Origin of the sequence: Citrobacter sp. C348 (assembly GCF_047467975.1) — a bacterium.
GTDB classification, from domain to species: Bacteria; Pseudomonadota; Gammaproteobacteria; order Enterobacterales; family Enterobacteriaceae; genus Citrobacter; species Citrobacter gillenii.
In genome coordinates this window covers 1-16,721 of sequence record NZ_JASJUJ010000017.1, presented here as the reverse complement: position 1 = coordinate 16,721, position 16,721 = coordinate 1, and the positions used below count along the sequence as shown (strand labels likewise).

Annotated in this window: 15 protein-coding genes, 1 tRNA gene and 1 pseudogene; 8 read left to right on the top strand and 9 right to left on the bottom strand. The window is 51.7% G+C overall.

Annotation, left to right across the window (positions count from 1 at the left end):
- Positions 1-53: 53 nt before the first annotated feature.
- On the bottom strand, positions 54-1,565 hold the full coding sequence (pepA, locus tag QNN86_RS22770; RefSeq protein ID WP_115259562.1) for a leucyl aminopeptidase: 1,512 nt from the start codon (positions 1,563-1,565) through the stop codon (positions 54-56).
- Positions 1,566-1,718: 153 nt separating this feature from the next.
- Here pepA and QNN86_RS22765 point away from each other — a divergent pair, with 153 nt between their 5' ends.
- The 3 genes from QNN86_RS22765 to lptG all read left to right on the top strand — a co-directional run bounded on the left by QNN86_RS22765 (position 1,719) and on the right by lptG (position 4,014).
- Complete coding sequence (locus QNN86_RS22765) at positions 1,719-1,769, top strand: hypothetical protein (protein WP_212723231.1); 51 nt, start codon at positions 1,719-1,721, stop codon at positions 1,767-1,769.
- 62 nt (positions 1,770-1,831) lie between these two features.
- Positions 1,832-2,932 (top strand): LPS export ABC transporter permease LptF, encoded by a 1,101-nt coding sequence (lptF, locus tag QNN86_RS22760; RefSeq protein ID WP_181618528.1) that lies wholly within the window; start codon positions 1,832-1,834, stop codon positions 2,930-2,932.
- Positions 2,932-4,014, top strand: coding sequence for an LPS export ABC transporter permease LptG (lptG, locus tag QNN86_RS22755; protein ID WP_115259560.1), 1,083 nt, complete (start codon positions 2,932-2,934; stop codon positions 4,012-4,014). Before lptF ends, lptG begins: the two co-directional genes overlap by 1 nt.
- A 122-nt stretch (positions 4,015-4,136) precedes the next feature.
- On the opposite strand, the gene QNN86_RS22750 is transcribed toward lptG, so the two are convergent.
- The 5 genes from QNN86_RS22750 to idnD all read right to left on the bottom strand — a co-directional run bounded on the left by QNN86_RS22750 (position 4,137) and on the right by idnD (position 9,990).
- Entirely contained in the window at positions 4,137-5,639 is a 1,503-nt protein-coding gene (locus tag QNN86_RS22750; RefSeq protein WP_279277325.1) for a helicase HerA-like C-terminal domain-containing protein, read from the bottom strand.
- 79 nt (positions 5,640-5,718) lie between these two features.
- Positions 5,719-6,717: a DNA-binding transcriptional regulator IdnR gene (idnR, locus tag QNN86_RS22745; protein WP_096758486.1), complete on the bottom strand. Its 999-nt coding sequence runs from the start codon at positions 6,715-6,717 to the stop codon at positions 5,719-5,721.
- Between the two features lie 51 nt (positions 6,718-6,768).
- Complete coding sequence (gene idnT, locus QNN86_RS22740; protein ID WP_181629598.1) at positions 6,769-8,088, bottom strand: gnt-II system L-idonate transporter; 1,320 nt, start codon at positions 8,086-8,088, stop codon at positions 6,769-6,771.
- An 82-nt stretch (positions 8,089-8,170) separates the two neighbouring features.
- Positions 8,171-8,935, bottom strand: coding sequence for a gluconate 5-dehydrogenase (idnO, locus tag QNN86_RS22735; protein WP_096758485.1), 765 nt, complete (start codon positions 8,933-8,935; stop codon positions 8,171-8,173).
- 11 nt (positions 8,936-8,946) lie between these two features.
- Entirely contained in the window at positions 8,947-9,990 is a 1,044-nt protein-coding gene (idnD, locus tag QNN86_RS22730; protein ID WP_182270522.1) for an L-idonate 5-dehydrogenase, read from the bottom strand.
- Between the two features lie 217 nt (positions 9,991-10,207).
- Between idnD and idnK the strand changes: the two genes are divergently transcribed.
- Positions 10,208-10,729, top strand: a complete 522-nt coding sequence (gene idnK, locus QNN86_RS22725) for a gluconokinase (RefSeq protein WP_279277324.1) — start codon at positions 10,208-10,210, stop codon at positions 10,727-10,729.
- A gap of 30 nt (positions 10,730-10,759) precedes the next feature.
- Here the strand turns inward: idnK and ahr are convergent, their stop codons facing one another.
- Positions 10,760-11,779: an NADPH-dependent aldehyde reductase Ahr gene (gene ahr / locus QNN86_RS22720; protein WP_279277323.1), complete on the bottom strand. Its 1,020-nt coding sequence runs from the start codon at positions 11,777-11,779 to the stop codon at positions 10,760-10,762.
- A 230-nt stretch (positions 11,780-12,009) separates the two neighbouring features.
- On the opposite strand from ahr, the gene QNN86_RS22715 reads away from it, so the two are divergent.
- The 4 genes from QNN86_RS22715 to QNN86_RS22700 all read left to right on the top strand — a co-directional run bounded on the left by QNN86_RS22715 (position 12,010) and on the right by QNN86_RS22700 (position 15,514).
- Positions 12,010-12,094, top strand: a tRNA-Leu gene (locus tag QNN86_RS22715).
- 163 nt (positions 12,095-12,257) lie between these two features.
- Positions 12,258-13,517: a tyrosine-type recombinase/integrase gene (locus QNN86_RS22710; protein ID WP_414212367.1), complete on the top strand. Its 1,260-nt coding sequence runs from the start codon at positions 12,258-12,260 to the stop codon at positions 13,515-13,517.
- A gap of 182 nt (positions 13,518-13,699) precedes the next feature.
- Positions 13,700-14,548, top strand: a complete 849-nt coding sequence (locus QNN86_RS22705; protein WP_202216648.1) for a sce7726 family protein — start codon at positions 13,700-13,702, stop codon at positions 14,546-14,548.
- An 18-nt stretch (positions 14,549-14,566) separates the two neighbouring features.
- Positions 14,567-15,514 (top strand): sce7725 family protein, encoded by a 948-nt coding sequence (locus tag QNN86_RS22700; RefSeq protein WP_414212366.1) that lies wholly within the window; start codon positions 14,567-14,569, stop codon positions 15,512-15,514.
- A 516-nt stretch (positions 15,515-16,030) separates the two neighbouring features.
- Here QNN86_RS22700 and QNN86_RS22695 read toward each other — a convergent pair.
- Positions 16,031-16,597: a phage polarity suppression protein gene (locus QNN86_RS22695; RefSeq protein WP_414212365.1), complete on the bottom strand. Its 567-nt coding sequence runs from the start codon at positions 16,595-16,597 to the stop codon at positions 16,031-16,033.
- Between the two features lie 15 nt (positions 16,598-16,612).
- Positions 16,613-16,721, bottom strand: a pseudogene (locus QNN86_RS22690) (bacteriophage gene regulatory protein); the annotation flags it as partial.

The window sequence follows — 16,721 nt, the reverse complement described above, 5'->3', positions numbered from 1 at the left end:
CACTGTAGGCCGGATAAGACGCGTATGCGGCGCCATCCGGCAATCAAGCAAACTTACTCTTCGCCGTTAAACCCGGCGCGATTGAGCAGGAACTGCGACAGCAGCGCCACCGGACGACCGGTTGCACCTTTGGCTTTTCCTGAACGCCAGGCGGTTCCCGCGATGTCGAGGTGTGCCCAGTTGTACTTACGGGTAAAGCGCGACAGGAAGCAGCCAGCGGTAATCGCGCCACCAGGGCGTCCGCCGATGTTCGCCATATCTGCGAAGTTGGACTCCAGCTGTTCCTGGAACTCATCACCCAGCGGTAAACGCCATGCGCGATCGCCCGCCTGTTCGGACGCGCCAATCAGCTCGTGCGCCAGCGGGTTGTGGTTCGACATCAGGCCAGTGATGTGATGACCCAGCGCAATCACGCAGGCACCGGTCAGGGTGGCGACGTCGATGACCGCTTCAGGTTCGAAACGCTCGACATAGGTTAACACGTCGCACAGCACCAGGCGGCCTTCGGCATCGGTGTTCAGTACTTCAACAGTCTGACCGGACATGGTGGTTAACACATCGCCCGGACGATACGCGCGCCCGCCTGGCATGTTTTCACAGCCCGCCAGCACGCCGACAACGTTGATGGGTAACTGAAGTTCCGCCACCATGCGCATCACGCCGTACACTGCCGCCGCGCCGCACATGTCGTATTTCATTTCATCCATGCCTTCGGCAGGCTTGATGGAAATACCGCCAGAGTCAAAGGTTAGCCCTTTACCGACCAGCACAATCGGGCGCACGTCTTCTGACGGGTTGCCTTTGTACTCGATAACCGACATCAAGGACTCGTTCTGCGAACCCTGGCCGACGGCAAGATAGGAGTGCATACCCAGCTCTTTCATCTGCTGCTCGCCAATGACGCGCGTGACGACATTTTTGCTGTAGCTGTCGGCCAGTTGACGCGCCTGAGAAGCCAGGTACGCTGCGTTACAGATGTTCGGCGGCATATTGCCGAGATCTTTCGCGGCTTTAATACCGGCGGCAATCGCCAGGCCGTGCTGAATGGCGCGCTCGCCGCTGGTCAGTTCACGGCGGGTAGGGACGTTGAACACCATTTTACGCAGCGGGCGACGTGGCTCGCTTTTGTTGGTCTTCAACTGATCAAAACTGTAGAGGGTCTCTTGTGCTGTCTCGACAGCCTGACGCACTTTCCAGTAGTTGTTACGGCCTTTAACGTGCAGTTCGGTCAGGAAGCAGACGGCTTCCATGGAGCCGGTATCATTCAGAGTATTGATGGTTTTCTGAATAACCTGCTTGTACTGGCGCTCATCAAGCTCACGCTCTTTGCCACAACCAATGAGAAGAATGCGCTCAGACAGAACGTTAGGAACGTGGTGTAGCAACAGGGTCTGACCCGGTTTGCCTTCCAGTTCGCCACGACGCAGCAGGGCGCTGATGTACCCGTCGCTGATCTTATCGAGCTGCTCTGCAATCGGAGAGAGGCGGCGTGGTTCAAAGACGCCCACGACGATGCAGGCACTCCGCTGTTTCTCCGGGCTACCGCTTTTTACACTGAACTCCATGCACTACGCTCCTGAATCTTAAAGACAACGGCGGTGGCTACGGATAGAATTGCAAGCTTTCGTAACTCATACCCGCTGTTGCGGTGACTTCGTGTTAATCTTAACGTTATTACGGCATTGGCACGTCAGAACAATTTCTGAGAGGTGGATCCGTTGAGTATAATGATCTTAGCGACGATTTCGACGACTCAAGAGAATAAATGACGTTTAAGCCATGAAACAAGCTAAATTCCGGCAAAAGACGAGTTTTTACGGGCGTATTTAAAGTGATAATCATAAGATATCTGGTACGGGAAACGCTCAAAAGCCAACTTGCGATCCTCTTCATCCTCCTTTTGATCTTCTTCTGTCAAAAGCTGGTCAGGATCCTCGGTGCGGCGGTTGACGGTGACATCCCGGCAAATCTGGTGCTCTCGCTGCTGGGGCTGGGCGTGCCAGAAATGGCGCAACTGATCTTGCCATTAAGCCTGTTCCTCGGGCTGCTCATGACGCTGGGCAAACTGTACACCGAAAGTGAAATTACGGTGATGCATGCCTGCGGGCTGAGCAAGGCCGTGCTGGTGAAGGCGGCGATGGTGCTGGCGCTGTTTACCAGTATCTTTGCGGCGATCAATGTGATGTGGGCGGGGCCCTGGTCTTCAAAGCATCAGGACGAAGTGCTGGCGGAAGCGAAAGCGAACCCCGGCATGGCGGCACTCGCGCAGGGACAGTTCCAGCAGGCCACTAACGGCAGCTCGGTGCTGTTTATCGAAAGCGTCGATGGCAGTAATTTCAAAGATGTGTTCCTCGCGCAGATCCGCCCTAAAGGTAACGCCCGTCCTTCCGTGGTCGTGGCCGATTCCGGACATCTGACGCAACTGCGCGATGGCTCCCAGGTGGTGTCGCTGAACGAAGGTACGCGCTTTGAAGGGACCGCGCTGCTGCGTGACTTCCGCATTACCGACTTCAAGGACTATCAGGCGATTATCGGCCATCAGGCCGTGGCGCTGGATCCGAACGATACCGACCAGATGAGTATGCACACGCTGTGGACCACCGACACCGATCGTGCCCGTGCGGAGCTGACCTGGCGTATTACGTTGGTATTCACCGTGTTTATGATGGCGCTGATGGTGGTACCGCTGAGCGTGGTGAACCCACGTCAGGGACGCGTACTGTCGATGCTGCCCGCCATGCTGCTGTATCTGATGTTCTTCCTGATCCAGACCTCACTGAAGTCGAACGGCGGCAAAGGGAAACTGGATCCAGTGTTCTGGATGTGGACGGTTAACCTGAGTTATCTGGCTCTGGCGATTGCGCTTAACCTGTGGGATACGGTGCCTGTGCGCCGCTTGCGTGCCCGTTTTCTGCGTAAAGGAGCGGTATAATGCAGCCCTTTGGTGTACTTGACCGCTATATCGGTAAAACCATTTTCACCACCATCATGATGACGTTGTTCATGCTGGTGTCGCTCTCCGGCATCATCAAGTTTGTTGACCAGTTGAAAAAGGCCGGGCAGGGGAGCTACGACGCGATGGGGGCCGGGCTGTATACGCTGCTCAGTGCCCCTAAAGACATTCAGATCTTCTTCCCGATGGCGGCGCTGCTCGGCGCGCTGCTGGGATTGGGCATGCTGGCCCAGCGTAGTGAACTGGTGGTGATGCAGGCGTCTGGTTTTACCCGGATGCAGGTTGCGCTGTCGGTGATGAAAACCGCTATTCCGCTGGTGCTGTTGACGATGGCTATCGGGGAATGGGTTGCGCCGCAGGGTGAACAGATGGCGCGTAACTACCGTGCACAGCAGATGTACGGTGGCTCGTTGCTGTCTACCCAGCAAGGGCTGTGGGCGAAAGACGGCGACAGCTTTGTCTACATTGAGCGGGTGAAGGGCGACGAAGAGTTAGGGGGCATCAGTATTTATACCTTTAACGACCAGCGTCGTTTGCAGTCCGTGCGCTATGCGGCTTCTGCCAAATTTGATAAAGACAATAAGGTCTGGCGTCTGTCGCAGGTGGATGAGTCCAACCTGCAGGATCCGAAGCAGGTTACCGGTTCACAAACCGTGAGCGGCACCTGGAAGACCAATCTCACGCCAGACAAACTCGGTGTCGTGGCGCTGGATCCGGATGCGCTGTCGATCAGCGGTCTGCATAATTACGTGAAGTACCTGAAGTCCAGCGGCCAGGACGCCGGACGCTACCAGCTCAACATGTGGAGCAAAGTCTTCCAGCCGCTGTCCGTGGCGGTGATGATGCTGATGGCGCTGTCGTTCATCTTTGGCCCGCTGCGTAGTGTGCCGATGGGCGTGCGTGTAGTGACGGGGATTAGCTTCGGCTTCGTGTTCTACGTGCTGGACCAGATCTTTGGCCCGCTGACGCTGGTATACGGTATTCCACCGATTATCGGGGCGCTGCTGCCAAGTGCCAGCTTCTTCCTGATAAGCCTGTGGCTGATGCTGCGTAAATCGTAATTACAGCCCGCCATCCGGCAACGTCACACGCAGTGCCGGATGGCGCTGCGCTTATCCGGCCTACTCAGGACCCGTAGGCCGGATAAGGCGTTAACGCCTTATCTGGCAAAGTAACACAGGCACTAGCGTTTTCTTCCGCCCATCAAACTTCCCAACATGCCACGAATAATCTGATTGGTGACCTGACGCGCCGCGCTTTTTGCCACGCTCTGCACCACACCATCACGCTTGCCGCCGCGCGGCCCGGTGCTGCCAAACAAGATATCCTTCAGCCCGCCGAGAATACCGTCGTCCACTGCGACCGCTTTGCCGTTGGCGGGAGGTGTGTTTTGCTGCTCAGTACTGGCCTGCACGCCTTGCTGTAAGCGCTCATAGGCCGACTCACGGTCAACCTCTTCTTCATATTTGCCGTACAGCGCGGAGTGATTAATCAGCCCGTTGCGCTCATCGTCGGTTACCGGTCCCATGCGCGAGCACGGCGCAATCACCATCGCCCGCTCCACTACCGACGGACTGCCTTTGGCATCGAGGAACGAGATTAGCGCCTCGCCGGTCCCCAGTTCCTGAATGGCTTTTTCGGTATCAAATGCCGGATTGGCACGCATGGTTTGTGCCGCGGTTTTCACCGCCTTCTGGTCTTTGGGTGTGAATGCGCGCAGGGCGTGCTGCACGCGGTTACCCAACTGACCGAGCACGTTGTCCGGAATATCGGCGGGGTTTTGCGACACGAACCACACGCCGACGCCTTTCGAGCGGATAAGGCGGATCACCTGTTCGATTTTATCCAGCAATACCTGTGGGGCATCGTTGAACAACAGATGGGCTTCGTCGAAGAAGAACACCAGCTTGGGTTTTTCCAGATCGCCCGCTTCCGGCAACTGCTCGTACAGCTCGGAGAGCATCCATAGCAGGCTGGCGGCGTACAGTTTGGGCATCTGGTACAGTTTTTCTGCGCTAAGGATGTTGATTATCCCCTTGCCGCTGGCGTCGGTGCGCATCCAGTCTTTGAGATCCAGCATCGGCTCGCCAAAGAAGTGCGCCGCGCCCTGTTGCTCCAGCGACAGCAGCCCGCGCTGGATAGCCCCGACCGAGGCGCTGCTGATGTTGCCGTACTGATTCTGGAAGGATTTGGCGTTATCACCGATGTACTGGGTAATGGCCCGCAGGTCTTTGAAATCGAGCAGCAACAGCCCCTGGTCATCGGCAATGCGGAAGATAATATCCAGCACGCCGGACTGCACATCGTTCAGGTTCAGCAGGCGGGCCAGCAGCAGCGGGCCGAGATCCGATACCGTGGCGCGCACCGGGTGACCTTTCTCACCGAAGATATCCCACACCGTGACCGGATTATCATGCGGCTGCCAGTCGGTAATACCGATGTTGTTCAGGCGGGTCAGCAGCTTTTCAGACGCCTGTCCTGCCTGCGCTACGCCGGTTAAGTCGCCTTTAACATCGGCCATAAACACCGGCACGCCGATCTCCGACAGCGATTCGGCCAGCTTCTGCAAGGTGACGGTTTTACCGGTCCCGGTCGCGCCGGTAATCAGCCCGTGGCGGTTGGCCATGCCAGGCAGTAAAAACAGTTCGGTGTCCGGCGTGCGGGCAATTAACAGGGGTGCGCTCATTGAGATTTCCTCCATTTATCCTGCCTGGAGTATAGGCAATGTCGATGAAAGAGAATATGCGCAGGGGAGATAAAATGACTTAAAGCGTATTGCCGTGATAAATCTGATATCCCAAATCTACAGTGTTGTGGTTATGGTCGTTGTTCTTGATTTTACTGAGCAACATCTGCGCCGCCATGCGACCAATGTCGAAACGCGGGGTGATCACGCTGGCGAGGCTTGGGATCATCTGCCTGCCCATTTCCAGTCCGTGGAATCCGGCAATCGAGATCTGCTCCGGCACCGCCAGATCGCGCTCGCGGCACAGCAGCAGCGCGCCCATCGCAATATCGTCGTTGGTACAGAACACGCCGTCTACATCCGGGTGCGCAGCCAGCGCGTCACGCATCATCTGGGTACCGAGATGGATGGAGGAGATAGCACGCGGATTCACGCGCAGCGGTTCCAGACCCCGGCGGGTCATGGCATCGCAATAGCCGCGATAGCGCTGCTCGTCACGGACGTCGTCTTTCGAACCCAGATACAGGATTTTGTGGCGCGGGCGTTTATCCAGCATGGTGCTGACCATATCAAACGCCGCCTGGCGGTTATCGAATCCCACCTCCATATCCAGACGATCGCCCTGGATATCCATCAGCTCAACTACCGGAATAGTCGCTGAACGCAGAAACTTCACGGTACGTAAAGTGTGATATTTCTCGGAAAGAATAATGCCGTCGATGTTGTACGACAGCAGGTTGATAACCGACTCTTCCTCGGACTCCCGATCGTAATTGTAGTTGGCGATCAGCGTCTGATAGTTATGGTCCGAGGTCACGGATTCAATCCCCGCCAGAATGTCGGCAAACAGCTGGTTTTGAAACGAGGGGATCAGCACGCCGAGCGTATAGCTTTGCGCGTTCAACAGCATTGCCGGCGCGCGGTTGGGGATGTAGTTAATCTCCTCCATAATCTGCGCGATGCGCTCGCCGGTTTCCTTTGCGACTTTTTTCGGCGAGCGGATGTAGCGGCTCACCGTCATTTTGGTCACACCCGCCAGGGTGGCGATATCTTGCAAAGAAATTCTGTGGTTCCTCATCTTCTCTCCTGAGCCGGGGAGCGCAGACTTGTGCTCCCCGGTAATGCCGAACTAATGCAGAATGGCGTTAAGCGCCAGAACCCCAAGGAGTCCCATAATGGAAATCAACGTTTCCATGACCGTCCAGGTGCGCAACGTTTCGCCGACGGTGAGATTAAAATAGCCTTTAAACAGCCAGAATCCCGGATCGTTAACGTGGGAAGCAATCACGCTGCCCGCACCGGTTGCCAGTACCATCAGCGCTGGATCGGCATGGGTGACGTTAATAATCGGCAGCACCACGCCCGCGGTAGTAATCGCCGCCACGGTGGCTGAACCGAGCGCGATGCGCAGCAACGCCGCGACCGTCCAGCACATCAACAGCGGAGAGAGTGAGGTACCGGTCATCAGGTGCGAAATATACTGGCCCACGCCGCTGTCGACCAACACCTGCTTAAACGCCCCACCGCCGGCGATGATAAACACAATCATGGCGATGGCACCGATAGAGTCGCCAATGATATCCATTATTTGCTCGATCGTACGTCCGTTACGACGGCCAAGGGTGAAAATGGCGAGGACGATGGCAATAAACAAGGCGACAGCAGGGTTACCGATAAACTCAAAGAACACCCGCACGCTGTTGGTCTTCGGTAGCGTAATTTCGCACACTGCGGCGACCGCCATCAGTATGACCGGGATAACCGCGGCAAAGATACTGTTCCAGAACGACGGCATCTCTTCTTCGGTGAACAAGTGAGGGTTAAATAAGCCTTCCGGCGGCGCTTTCTCAAAGCGGGTCAGCAGCTTGGAGAACAGCGGCCCGGCGACAATCACCGTCGGGATAGTAATGATAAAGCCGTACAGCAGCGTGGTGCCAAGGTTGGCCTCGAAGATCGTGGCAATCGCCGTTGGTCCCGGATGAGGCGGCAGAAAACAGTGGGTCACGGACAGCGCCGCCACCATCGGCACGCCGACGTACAGCAGCGGCAGTCCGGATGAGGCCACCACCGTAAACACCAGCGGCAGCAGCAGAACAAAACCGACTTCGAAGAACATCGCCAGACCGACGACCAGCCCGGTAATGACCAGCGCCCACTGCACGCGTTTTTTACCGAACGTGCCAATCAGCGTAGTGGCGATGCGCTGGGCTGCGCCGGTATCAGAGATTAACTTTCCGAGCATGGCGCCGAACCCGAGGATCATCGCCAGCCCGCCGAGCGTACCGCCGATCCCATTTTGTATTGAGTGCAGAACGGCCTGGGCATCCATCCCTTCGGCAAAACCGACGACCGCCGCTACCAGGACCAGAGCAATAAAGCCGTTAACTTTAAAGCCAATCATCAGGACCAGGAGCAGCGCGACGCCTGCCGCAATAATAATTAATGGCATAATCTTTTCTCTTATAAATTATGTAGAGTGGTGTGCCAAAAATGCAGCGCCAGGGCGCTGCGTGATGTTGCGTTGTGTTGTATCAGACGGCGACCAGCATGCCGCCATCGACAAACAACAGGTGTCCGTTAACAAAATCGGATGCTTTGGACGAGAGGAAAACCGCCGCACCAATTAGCTCCTGAGGATCGCCCCAGCGTGCGGCAGGCGTCCGTTTGCACAGCCAGGCGGTGAAGGCTTCGTCTTCGACCAGCGCTTTGGTCATCTCGGTTTTGAAGTAGCCCGGCGCGATGCCGTTGACCTGGATATTGTGGCGCGCCAGCTCAACGCACATCCCGCGGGTGAGCATTTTCACCGCCCCTTTTGAGGCGGCATATGGCGTGATGGTGTCGCGACCCAGTTCGCTCTGCATGGAGCAGATGTTGATGACTTTCCCGGCCTGGCGTTCCACCATGCGACGAGTGACCGCCTGCGAGACCAGGAACACCGCCGTCTGGTTCACCGCAATCACGTCGTTCCAGTCCTGTTCCGGGAACTCGGTGAACGGATGACGGCGCTGAATACCGGCGTTATTCACCAACACATCAATCGGGCCAATATCTTTTTCGATATGGTCAATGGCGGCGTCGATATCCTGTTTATGCGTAACATTGAAAGGCGCGGCAACGGCGCGGATCCCTTCCTGCTGCAGTTTTGCCACGGCGGCTTCAGCGCGTTCCGGCGTAATATCATTGACGATGATCTGCGCGCCATATTTGCCCAGCCCGGTTGCCAGTAAATAACCAATACCCTGCGCCGAACCGGTGATCAGAATATTTTTGCCATCCAGTGAAAAAAGATCGTTCATCATGCTATTCCTTATTTTATGTCTTCAAAAACGAGCTGGACTTTCGCCGCCTGGGTTTTATCCCCGGCGAAGATCAGCGCCTGTTCAAGGTCGGTAAACGGATATTCGGCGCTGAGTAACGGCAGCGGATCGATAACGTTATTCGCCAGCCACGACACCGCGGTGTTGAACTCGGTGGTAAAGCGGAACGAGCCTTTGAGCGCGATCTCTTTGCCGATCAGCATCATCATCGGGAAGTCCGGTACCGCGCCGCCCATGCCGACCTGCACCATCACGCCTTTCGCGCGGGTGACTTCCAGACAGGTGGTGATTGAGGAAGGATGGCCGGAGACTTCGAAGCTGACGTCAAAATAGCCTTTCTCTTTTTTCCACGCGTCGAGCGAGTCTTGTTGCGGATTAATCAGCGTGTCTGCGCCCATCTGTTGCGCCAGCGAAAGCGAACGCGGGCTGACGTCTGCACAGACGATTTCTGCTGCGCCGAGCGTTTTCACTGCGCTGACGATCAGACAGCCAATTGGCCCAACGCCGGAGATAAACACGCGTTTACCCTGCAGGTCGCCCGCTTCATGCGCGGCGTGGATTGCTACCGCCAGCGGTTCGGCAAAGGCCATGACTTTTTCATCGGCCTGCTGCGGGTAGGGGATGCACTGCGCGGTATCGACGGTTTTAAACCGGGTAAAGCCGCCGTCAACATGGGGAAAATACATGGCGCTGCCAAAAAATCGCATTTCCGTACACTGGTTTTCTTCATGCTGCAGACAGTATTTGCAGTGGCCGCAGGGCTTCGACGGGTTAATCGCCACCGACTGACCTTCATGTAATTCAGGTGAATCACTCTGGACCACTTTACCAATAACTTCATGGCCTAAAATCATTGGTGCTTTAACGGTAAAATTACCGACTTTGCCTTCCTGATAATAATGTAAATCGGAACCACAAATTCCCCCGCGGGTAATTTGCACTAACGTTCCTTTATTATTCCATTCAATATTTTGGTCGGTAATGGCAACAGCTTTCTTACCCGCGACAACGCAGGATTGGGTTTTGACTTGCATAAATTCCTCACTGGTCAGGTAGTAACCTCGGCAGCATTTAAACGGTTTTAATTGTTATTATTTGTGATGAAGATCACGCTGGAAAATTGTTACACTACAATGTTACGCATAACGTGATGCGCCTTATAAATCTGCTCAGTGGTACTGAAAAAGCGTGAATTCCCCCATCAGCAAGGCGTAATATCGCGCCATGGAATATGAATCTGGAGTTTTTTAGATGGCTGGGGAAAGTTATATTTTGATGGGCGTTTCTGGTAGCGGTAAATCACTCATTGGCAGCAAAGTTGCCGCCGTATTATCCGCTAAATTCATAGATGGTGACGATCTCCATCCCGCCAAAAATATTGATAAAATGTCGGAAGGTATTCCATTAACTGATGAAGACCGGCTGCCGTGGTTAGAACGGTTAAATGACGCGTCATACAGCCTGTATAAAAAGAATGAAACCGGATTTATTGTCTGCTCGTCATTAAAAAAACAGTATCGCGATATATTGCGGCAGGGCAGCCCGAATGTGCATTTTTTGTGGCTGGATGGCGATTACGAGACTATTCTGGCGCGCATGCAGCGTCGGGCAGGGCATTTTATGCCGGTGGGGTTGCTCAAAAGTCAGTTCGACGCGCTGGAGTGTCCGCAGGACGATGAACGCGATATTGCCCGCATCGACGTAAACCACGACATTGAGCATGTGACGGAACAGTGCCGTCAGGCGGTGCTCGCGTTTCGTCATGGGCAATAAGCTCAGCCCCTTGCGGGACTGAGCCCGGCATCAGAAGTCGGCTTTCAGCACCACGCGGTAACGGGCTTTGCCGTCGCGTACATGCTGGATAGCTTCATTGATTTTCGACATCGGGTACTGCTCGGTGGTAGGTGACACCTTGCTGCGCCCGGCAAACTTCATCAGCTTGCGCAGTTCGAACGGCGTGCCGGTTGCCGAACCGGAGACGCTGCGATCGCCGGCAATTAAAGTAAACGCCGGCACCGGCAGCGGCTTCAGCACCGCGCCGACGGTATGGAAGTTACCGCCGTAGGCCAGCGCTTCAAAATAGGGCTGCCAGTCGAGATCGACGTTAACCGTATTAATGATGAGATCGAACTGGCCCGCCAGCGCGTTCAGTGCATCCGGATCGCGGCTGTTAACCACTTTATCGGCCCCCATCGCCAGCACTTCCTGTTCTTTCGCTGGGTTGGAGCTGAACGCGGTGACTTCGCACCCCATCGCGTGTAACAGCTTAATGGCGATATGCCCCAGGCCGCCGATACCAATCACCCCGACGCGGCTGGTGGCGGTGATGTGGTGCATCAGCAGCGGTTTGAACACTGTGATGCCGCCGCACAGCAGCGGACCCGCTGCCGCATAATCGATGCTCTCCGGTAGCGGGATCACCCACTGCCAGTCTGCGCGCAGCTTCTCGGCAAAGCCGCCGCGATTGAGGATCGTGGGAACGGCACCTTCCAGGCAGTTAATCTGATTACCGCTGATACAGGCATCGCAGTGCCCGCAGCTGCGTGCCGTCCAGCCGATGCCGACGCGCTGGCCAACCTTCAGACCTTTATCCTGCGCCGCACTGCCGAGCGCCGCCACGCGACCAATCACCTCATGCCCGGCAACCAGCGGATACTGAGAGAACCCCCATTCGTTGTCGATCATCGACAAATCAGAATGGCAGATACCGCAGTATTCGACCTGTACTTCGACATCTTCCGGCTTTAGCTCGCCCGCATCATATTCATAGAGTTCGAGTTCGCTGCCCGCCTCTTTTGCGGCGTAGCTTTTTATCATCGACATCGTGTTTCCCTCAGTGTGGTGTTGAACAGGAAGTGTAGAGCATGGGGAAATAGGGTGCTTCGCAGAAGGGGGGATTAGGGTGATGGTTGCATGGGCTAAACCGTGATGCTGGTTGCAGGTACGAAAGGTAATGCTGAAATTTTCAACACTTAGCGCATCAGGTACACGCTGGCGCTTGCATGGTGGCGCACGACAGGTATAATCCACAACGTTTTCCGCATCCCTTCCGTGCCGGAGTGGCGAAATCGGTAGACGCAGTTGATTCAAAATCAACCGTAGAAATACGTGCCGGTTCGAGTCCGGCCTTCGGCACCATTAGTACTTCCAAGACCATCCGAGAAAGTCCAATTATCCCTTAAAAATCAACGCTTGCAGCGATTTTTACGTCCTGAGTCGTCCGAGGTTGTCCGTTGAAATCCGGATGTCATTGGGGGCATAATTGGGGGCATCTTAACTTCGATTAGAAATGTGCCCCCAAATGAAGCTCAACGCCAGACAAGTCGAGGCTGCAAAGCCAAAAGACAAAAGCTACAAAATGGCCGATGGCGGCGGTTTGTATCTCGAGGTTTCGGCCAAGGGGTCTAAATACTGGCGCATGAAATACCGACGCCCCTCAGACAAAAAAGAAGATCGCCTCGCTTTTGGTGTTTGGCCTACAGTGACTCTTGCTCAGGCAAGAGCAAAGCGCGACGAAGCTAAAAAGCTGTTAGTTCAGGGCATTGACCCAAAAGCCGAACAGAAAGAAGCTCAGGCCGAGAATTCGGGGGCATATACGTTCGAAACCATTGCTCGTGAATGGCATGCAAGTAACAAGCGCTGGAGTGAAGACCATCGATCGCGTGTTCTTCGCTATCTTGAGCTTTATATCTTCCCTCATATCGGTTCGTCCGACATTCGCCAGCTCAAAACCAGCCACCTATTAGCTCCGATTAAAAAAGTTGATGCTACAGGTAAGCATGATGTTGCTCAGCGCCTGCAACAGCGTGTCACGGCCATAATGCGTTACGCCGTACAGAACGATTATATAGACTCTAATCCAGCCAGTGATATGGCTGGTGCGTTATCGACAACCAAAGCGCGACACTATCCAGCTTTACCCTCAAGCCGTTTTCCTGAGTTTCTTACCCGTCTTGCTGCATATCGTGGTCGTGTAATGACACGGATCGCGGTCGAGCTTTCATTACTAACTTTTGTACGTTCCAGTGAGTTACGTTTCGCGCGTTGGGATGAGTTCGACTTCGATAAATCTCTTTGGCGCGTACCTGCAAAAAGAGAAGAAATTAAGGGGGTGCGTTATTCGTATCGTGGCATGAAGATGAAAGAGGAGCATATCGTTCCGCTTAGTCGGCAGGCGATGATTTTGTTAGAGCAGCTTAGGCAGATTAGTGGTGATAAAGAGTTACTTTTTCCGGGGGATCATGACGCTACTAAGGTTATGAGTGAAAACACGGTAAACAGCGCATTGCGTGCGATGGGCTATGACACGAAAACCGAGGTCTGCGGACATGGGTTTAGGACGATGGCGCGCGGTGCGTTGGGGGAGTCGGGGTTATGGAGCGATGACGCTATAGAACGTCAGTTAAGCCATTCAGAGCGGAATAATGTACGTGCTGCATATATTCACACATCTGAGCATTTGGATGAGCGCCGATTGATGGTTCAGTGGTGGGCTGATTATCTAGATATTAATCGACAAGGGTATGATGTTACCCCTTATGAGTTTGCTAAACAATTATAAAACAATCAGTTAAGTATTTTTTTGCGGTTACTGATTGATATTTAGTGCTTTTTTATGATGAAATAATTACTGTTTGACAAAATGACTTGTTTTTATCATATTTAAGTTTGTTTTTAAGCATGGGGGATTCCTCCATAGTATTGGTTATTTAAACAGTACTTGATTTTTTGGCAGAACGGAAAATGAATTATCAGGCTATAAGTAAAATATTTAGTCGTAATGTGGTTTTGGAAATAGCAAAAAAAAATAGGTCTGAGCTGTTCAGAAGTATCGTTATGGATAATTGCCCTGCGTATAGCTCAACTGATAAGTCCATAGCGAAAATTTATGATGAATTATATTTGCTTCTGAAGAAGAAATACAGAAACGAATATGTTTACAAGAATGAAATTGCGAAAAAAATAGTCAAAGGGTTTCATAGATTTAACAAAGTTAGCTATGTTAATGAGTTTAAAATAAATGGATGCATAGCTGATGTTGCAATATTTAACGATACGTCAACTGCGTATGAAATAAAGACAGAATTAGATTCTTTTGAAAGATTAGATGACCAACTGTCTGTATACAAAGATGTGTTTGAGTTTGTGTACATGGTCGTCCCCGCTGAAAAACTAAATCAGGCAATGAAAGTAGCTCATGAGACTACAGGGATTATCACTCTAAACGGAAAGAATGCTCTAAACTATGAGCGATTAGCTACTTCGAATCTAGAGTACTTTTCCAAAGATAAAATGTTCAATTGTTTTAAACCCTCAGAATATATGTTCTTTTATGAAAGTGTTACAGGGATAAAACCTTTTGGAAGGGCCGCGGATGTTAAAGAACAATGTAGAAATCTTTTTTTAGAATTGGATACCAAAAAAGCGCATAAGGAAATGCTAAAGTTATTAACAGCAAGAGAGCTTGAGGGGTTTGAAAAGGACTATTTTCTTTCTCTCCCGCAATCGCTGTTAGCAACATTATTAAATTTGCGATTGAATCAAAAAAACTTAATGACACTTAGGGAAAACATGACAGAAACATTATGTTAACTGATAAGGAATCACAGCATGTATTACTGTTATTTAAGAGCAAAACAATATGAACTACTAGCTGTTAGGTCTTGCCTGACAAAGATCGTTCAAAAAAATATGGTTGCTATTATTGAACCAGTTAGAGAGAGTGATAGGGATTTATACAGTTGTTTAAGAGATGCTCGTGATAACAATGCGAGAGTTATTTTGATTGTTAATCCTAAATGTGGGGAGCTTGAAGGTAATGAGAGAGCTTCTGAAACGTTAATTAATGGTGCAATTGAAATAAATCCTCAAATCGAGTTAGGTTACATTGTTGACGATACAACTAGTTCATCACAATTGACTAGTTTTTTTTATATTTATCAAAGTCAAAAAAAATCAATCATTCATAATGGCCGCTATGCTAATACACAGCAGCTTCTTCAATTAGAATCTTCAGATAATTTATTTAAAGATAATATCTTTATTGATGGCACATGCAGCGCAATATATATTTCAAATTTCAATTCCACATCTAAAGTATTAATTCGTGATGGTTTAAATCGTACCCAAACCAACGCCGGATATGCAAATAATATTATTGAATTTTTCTCTGACTTACATTTAAATTATAGGCAGCTAGGTTTTAATGGGTTTGGTGATTTTTCTATTGTTGGAAATCATTTCGCAGAAGGTGGGGGGCAAGCCATAACGGCTGTAATCCACATCACTTACGAGAACATTGATAGAACAGAAATTCAAGTCCATCACTTCCTTTCAGACCCTAGAGTTGTAGTTGAAGATGTTGCTATTTTAATTGATGAAGCTTTGGAGAAATTGGATGCTTTCCTTAGTTCTCAGCGGCCTGACATACTTAATTGGTCAACTGCTTGTAGAGAACTGGTTGATATTTATAATACTCCAGGGGGAAGAACCAACTTAGCATATATCAAGAAAATGTCCATAAAACACCATTTTGAGTTAATGCATGATATTTTGTAAATCTAAAGAGGCGTATTAAGCGCCTCTTTTTTACATTGTTATTCTAGCGATTACTTCTCCATCACTTACTTTTTCTTATCGTTATTTTGTTTTTTCATTTCCTTCTGTTTTTAAAGTATGTTTAAATTTTAAAATGATTAAGTATTGTGTGATGTTAAAATTAATTTTATCTCTTAAAAATTGTTCTTTTAAAGACGGGTGATAAAACATATGAATTTAATTGTAATCGTTAGCTCTATGGTTTACTTAATGCTTTTCCCATGCCGTTAATCTTTAGGATTAAAGGCGAAATATTATCGATGCAGTGATTACCACTGGCGCGCAATGCTCTCCCCGCCACGCCTGCCCGCTTAAGAGGTCGCTTTTAATGCAGGTGCATGAACGGCCTCAGGCCGCGCCGGTACTGGTGTTGCGTGGGATAAAAAATACGGGGATTTGCATGCAAAACCATGCACCTTATGGATGCATGGCTTTTTTCGGCAAAAATAGCGGAATTTTCGGGGATTTTTTTGCGTGCTACCGTGCGGCCAGTTCTGCACGTCGGCGGGTGTAAATCAGGTTCTGTGCCGGGGTGAATTTCTCGCGATTATCATCCCGCGAAGCCGCATCAGGCCTGAATCCGATGGCCGTTAAAATATCGCTGTCCTGCGCGGAATAATTAATTTTTTCACCTGCGGCCAGCCATACCGACAGGGCTTCACGCAGATAATCAACCGAGTGCTGCATGGCGCTCTGTTTTACTGCGGGAAGCTGTTCGTTATACCCCATCAGCTCAGGTGCCAGCGTGGCGGCCAGCTCCGCGCCGTGCTGCTGCATAAAGTCATGGAGCCGGTTGCGGATGCTGATGTGCTGCACTTTCTCATGTGAGCGGATATAACGACCGGCGGCCTGATTAATCTCCCATTTTTTCACGTCGATATTGTCGCGCAAATCCTGCATTCTGCGCGGGATTTGTTCGTCACCGGCAAGGAGCTGTTCACGGTATTCCCGTTCAAGGTCTGCCAGTTCGGCTTTACGTTTCAGCCAGGTATTTTTGTTCGTCTGACAGGCCTCAAAGGCCTGCTGTATGGTCACAGTGGTCACGAGTCTCTCTCCTGATTAATGCCGGAACGGCGAGCTGTAGCAGCCCTGTACTTTACGCGGCGGCGGTGGCGTCACCGGTGCGGGGTCGGGTTTCTCCGGTGCGGCACGTATCACACCGTCAACA

Coding starts and splice junctions, on each gene's coding strand:
- pepA (WP_115259562.1), bottom strand. CDS start 1,565: ATGGAGTTCAGTGTAAAAAGCGGTAGCCCGGAGAAACAGCGGAGTGCC.
- lptG (WP_115259560.1), top strand. CDS start 2,932: ATGCAGCCCTTTGGTGTACTTGACCGCTATATCGGTAAAACCATTTTC.
- QNN86_RS22750 (WP_279277325.1), bottom strand. CDS start 5,639: ATGAGCGCACCCCTGTTAATTGCCCGCACGCCGGACACCGAACTGTTT.
- idnR (WP_096758486.1), bottom strand. CDS start 6,717: ATGAGGAACCACAGAATTTCTTTGCAAGATATCGCCACCCTGGCGGGT.
- idnT (WP_181629598.1), bottom strand. CDS start 8,088: ATGCCATTAATTATTATTGCGGCAGGCGTCGCGCTGCTCCTGGTCCTG.
- idnO (WP_096758485.1), bottom strand. CDS start 8,935: ATGAACGATCTTTTTTCACTGGATGGCAAAAATATTCTGATCACCGGT.
- idnD (WP_182270522.1), bottom strand. CDS start 9,990: ATGCAAGTCAAAACCCAATCCTGCGTTGTCGCGGGTAAGAAAGCTGTT.
- idnK (WP_279277324.1), top strand. CDS start 10,208: ATGGCTGGGGAAAGTTATATTTTGATGGGCGTTTCTGGTAGCGGTAAA.
- ahr (WP_279277323.1), bottom strand. CDS start 11,779: ATGTCGATGATAAAAAGCTACGCCGCAAAAGAGGCGGGCAGCGAACTC.
- QNN86_RS22710 (WP_414212367.1), top strand. CDS start 12,258: ATGAAGCTCAACGCCAGACAAGTCGAGGCTGCAAAGCCAAAAGACAAA.
- QNN86_RS22705 (WP_202216648.1), top strand. CDS start 13,700: ATGAATTATCAGGCTATAAGTAAAATATTTAGTCGTAATGTGGTTTTG.
- QNN86_RS22700 (WP_414212366.1), top strand. CDS start 14,567: ATGTATTACTGTTATTTAAGAGCAAAACAATATGAACTACTAGCTGTT.